Source organism: Nocardia aobensis NBRC 100429 (assembly GCF_000308375.1).
Taxonomy (GTDB): Bacteria; Actinomycetota; Actinomycetes; order Mycobacteriales; family Mycobacteriaceae; genus Nocardia; species Nocardia aobensis.
Genome location: NZ_BAFQ01000184.1, coordinates 1 through 3,995 on the forward strand (window position 1 = coordinate 1; position 3,995 = coordinate 3,995).

The 3,995-nt window shown below is 64.2% G+C and carries 2 protein-coding genes; both read right to left on the bottom strand.

Translation table 11 applies throughout. The annotated features are described in order from the left end of the window. On the bottom strand, positions 1-2,975 hold a 2,975-nt coding region (rpoB, locus tag RJ03_RS23950; protein ID WP_036505871.1), incomplete at its 3' end, for a DNA-directed RNA polymerase subunit beta. A gap of 508 nt (positions 2,976-3,483) precedes the next feature. Continuing rightward, positions 3,484-3,995 (bottom strand): hypothetical protein (locus RJ03_RS23955; RefSeq protein ID WP_051025189.1); only part of this gene is annotated, 512 nt, incomplete at its 5' end.

Below are 3,995 nucleotides of genomic sequence, written 5' to 3' on the forward strand. Positions count from 1 at the left end.
TTGGCGTCGACCATGGTCTCGCCGTCGCGGTTCGGCAGAGTGGAACCCAGCAGGCCGGTCAGCTCGTCTTCCTGCGCACCGTCGAACACCGGGGTCGCGATGTTGGTGTCGGATTCCTGACCCAGCATCTCCTCGGGCAGGTTCTTCGCCCAGTCCGGCAGGTTGCCGGATTCGGCGCCGTCGACCTGCCAGCCGGCCTTGGCGATCCAGCCGAGATGTGTCTCGAGGATCTGGCCGATGTTCATACGACGCGGAACACCATGGGTGTTCAAGATGATGTCGACCGGAGTGCCGTCCGGCATGAACGGCATGTCCTCCTTCGGCAGGATCTTGCCGATGACACCCTTGTTGCCGTGACGACCCGCGAGCTTGTCACCGTCCTGGATCTTGCGCTTCTGCGCCACATACACGCGCACCAGCTCGTTGACGCCCGGAGGAAGATCGTCGTCGTCCTCACGCGAGAACACACGAATACCGATCACCTTGCCCGACTCACCGTGGGGCACCTTCAACGAGGTGTCACGCACCTCGCGCGCCTTCTCACCGAAGATCGCGCGCAACAACCGCTCCTCCGGGGTCAGCTCGGTCTCACCCTTCGGGGTCACCTTGCCGACCAGGATGTCACCATCACGCACCTCGGCACCGATACGGACGATGCCACGCTCGTCCAGATCGGCCAGCACCTCATCGGAGACGTTCGGGATATCGCGGGTGATCTCCTCGGCACCGAGCTTGGTATCACGCGCATCGATCTCGTGCTCCTCGATGTGAATCGAGGTCAGCACATCCTCCTCCACGAGACGCTGCGACAAGATGATCGCGTCCTCGTAGTTGTGACCCTCCCACGGCATGATCGCCACCAGCAGATTCTTACCCAGCGCCATCTCACCGTTCTCGGTGCACGGGCCGTCGGCCAGAACCTGGCCGTGCTCGACCCGCTGGCCCTCGTCCACGATCGGACGCTGGTTGGCGCAGGTGCCCTGGTTGGAGCGGGCGAACTTCCGCATCCGGTAGCTCTTACGAGTGCCGTCGTCGTGCATGACGGTGATGTAGTCGGCGGAAACCTCCTCCACCACACCCGGCTTCTCGTTGACGACCACATCGCCGGCGTCCACCGCGGCACGCAGCTCCATACCGGTGCCGACCAGCGGCGACTCGGAACGGATCAGCGGCACGGCCTGACGCTGCATGTTCGCACCCATCAGGGCGCGGTTGGCGTCGTCGTGCTCGAGGAACGGAATCATGGCGGTCGCCACCGACACCATCTGGCGCGGCGAGACATCCATGTAGTCGACCTCGGCCGGGGAGACGTATTCCATCTCCTCGTTACCGCGGCGGGCGAGCACGCGCTCGTCGAGGAAGTTGCCGTCGGCGTCGACGGGCGAATTCGCCTGGGCCCGGACGTGCCGGTCCTCCTCGTCGGCGGTCAGGTACTTGACCTCGTCGGTGACCCGGCCGTTCTCCACCTTGCGGTAGGGGGTCTCGATGAAACCGAACGGGTTGACCCGCGCGTACACCGACAGCGAACCGATCAGGCCGATGTTCGGGCCTTCCGGGGTCTCGATCGGGCACATGCGGCCGTAGTGCGAGGGGTGCACGTCGCGCACTTCCAGGCCGGCGCGCTCACGGGACAGACCACCCGGGCCCAGCGCCGACAGACGACGCTTGTGGGTCAGACCCGAGAGCGGGTTGTTCTGGTCCATGAACTGCGACAGCTGCGAGGTACCGAAGAACTCCCGGATCGCCGCCGTGATCGGGCGGATGTTGATCAGGGTCTGCGGGGTGATGGCCTCGACGTCCTGGGTGGTCATGCGCTCACGCACGACACGTTCCATCCGCGAGAGGCCGACGCGCAGCTGGTTCTGGATCAGCTCGCCGACGGTGCGCAGGCGACGGTTGCCGAAGTGGTCGATGTCGTCGACCTCGACCGGAACCTCGACGCCGCCGGGGACGGTCATCAGCTTGTCGCCCTGGTGCAGGCGCACCAGGTACTCGATGGTGGCGACGATGTCCTCGCGGTTCAGCGTCGAGCCGACCACCGGCTCACCGGTGTTGACGCCCAGCTTCTTGTTGACCTTGTAGCGGCCGACGCGGGCCAGGTCGTAGCGCTTCTCCTTGAAGAACAGGTTCTCCAGCAGGGTCTGCGCGGATTCCTTGGTCGGCGGCTCGCCCGGACGCAGCTTGCGGTAGATGTCGAGCAGCGCCTCGTCCTGGCCGGCGGTGTTGTCCTTCTCCAGGGTCGACAGCATGATCTCGGAGAAACCGAAACGCTCGGTGATCTCCTCGGTGGTCATGCCCAGCGCCTTGAGCAGCACGGTGACCGGCTGACGACGCTTGCGATCGATACGCACACCGACGGTGTCGCGCTTGTCGACATCGAATTCCAGCCACGCACCACGCGACGGGATGACGCGCACGCTGTGCAGCGTCTTCTCGGTGCCCTTGTCGATGGACTCGTCGAAGTACACACCCGGCGAGCGCACCAGCTGCGAGACGACCACGCGCTCGGTGCCGTTGATGATGAACGTGCCCTTGTCGGTCATCATCGGGAAATCACCCATGAAGACCGTCTGGGACTTGATCTCACCGGTGTTGTTGTTGATGAACTCCGCGGTCACGAACAGCGGTGCCGCGTAGGTCATGTCCTTGTCCTTGCACTCATCGATAGAGGCCTTGACCTCTTCGAAGCGCGGATCGGAGAAGGACAGGGACATCGAACCGGAGAAGTCCTCGATCGGCGAGAGCTCCTCGAGCACCTCCTCCAGCCCACCGACCGGGCTGGCGTCGCCTCGGGCGATGGCCCGCTCACGCCAATCGGGGGCACCGACCAGCCACGCGAACGATTCGGTTTGTAGATCGAGAAGGTCCGGAACCTCCAAGGGCTCACGAATCTTCGCGAAAGACACCCGCTTCGGGGCTCCGGGAATACCGGCCTTGGTCTGGGTGGAGACTGCCAAGATGCGTCCTTCCAGCACCTCACGCGCGTCGCCCGGTGCCTGTACGTACAAGACACCAAACGACCGTCGCTTGTCTGCTACGAGTTCTGCTGGTTACAACCCGGACAAAACCCGAACAGCAAACAACGGAAGTAACACCTCAACGGTGGAACTTTCGTGATGCGATCAAGGAATGGACAGGAGGCAGCCAGCGCAAAGTCCAAACCTACACCCACGAAGAAGGGGTGTCAAAGTACCATCCGAACCGAGTTCCGGATGTTCGGCGCGCCGGACCCGCTTCCGCTGGCTGCGTTCGAGTCTCCGGCGGCGCCTCGACCTGGGTACTCGACCCTGCCACAGCTGCCGCTGTTGTGAATAGCGTGACGGTTCGGACGTAAGTCGTCAAGTGGCGAGACCACCTCGATAACCGCGAGATCCCCTGTGGCGCTGGCGAATCACACCGTCACGCGAGGGAATATCCGCCGCTGAGCTGGGAAGATTCCGCAGGTGACGGGCTCGAACATACTTCCGAACCCGTCTGGACCACTCAACGGTCGGCGATCTCGCTCGCCAGCCAGTGACCGTCCACCTTCTGCATGTGCAACACGATCGGACCCGACGCGCTCTCCTGCGGAGCACCGTTCTTGGTCGCGCTCACGGTCAGATTCACCAGCAGTTCCGCCCGGTCATCAGTGAGCAAAGTCACACCGATGGGGTCGGGAGTGGCCTGCGCGGTCGACTGCGCCTGCTGGATCGCGGAGACCGTGGTGTCGGCGAACTTGTCGAAATCGCCGCGCATCTTGCCGGTGACGACCTTGTGCACGGCATCCTTGTAGCCGCCGACGGTCTTGACGTCGTAGGAATAGACCGTCTTGAGCGCGTTGTCGGCCGCCGCGGTCACCTCCTGGGTGGCCTTGGTGTCGACGAAGGCCTTGTTGCCGTTGTCCACCCCGGGCTCGAGCGCAGCTACCACGGCGAACGCGGTCAACAGCACACTCGCCACGATCAGACCGGCGGCCAGACCCCAGGCGGCCGGCGCGGGCCGCGGCAGGCGACCGG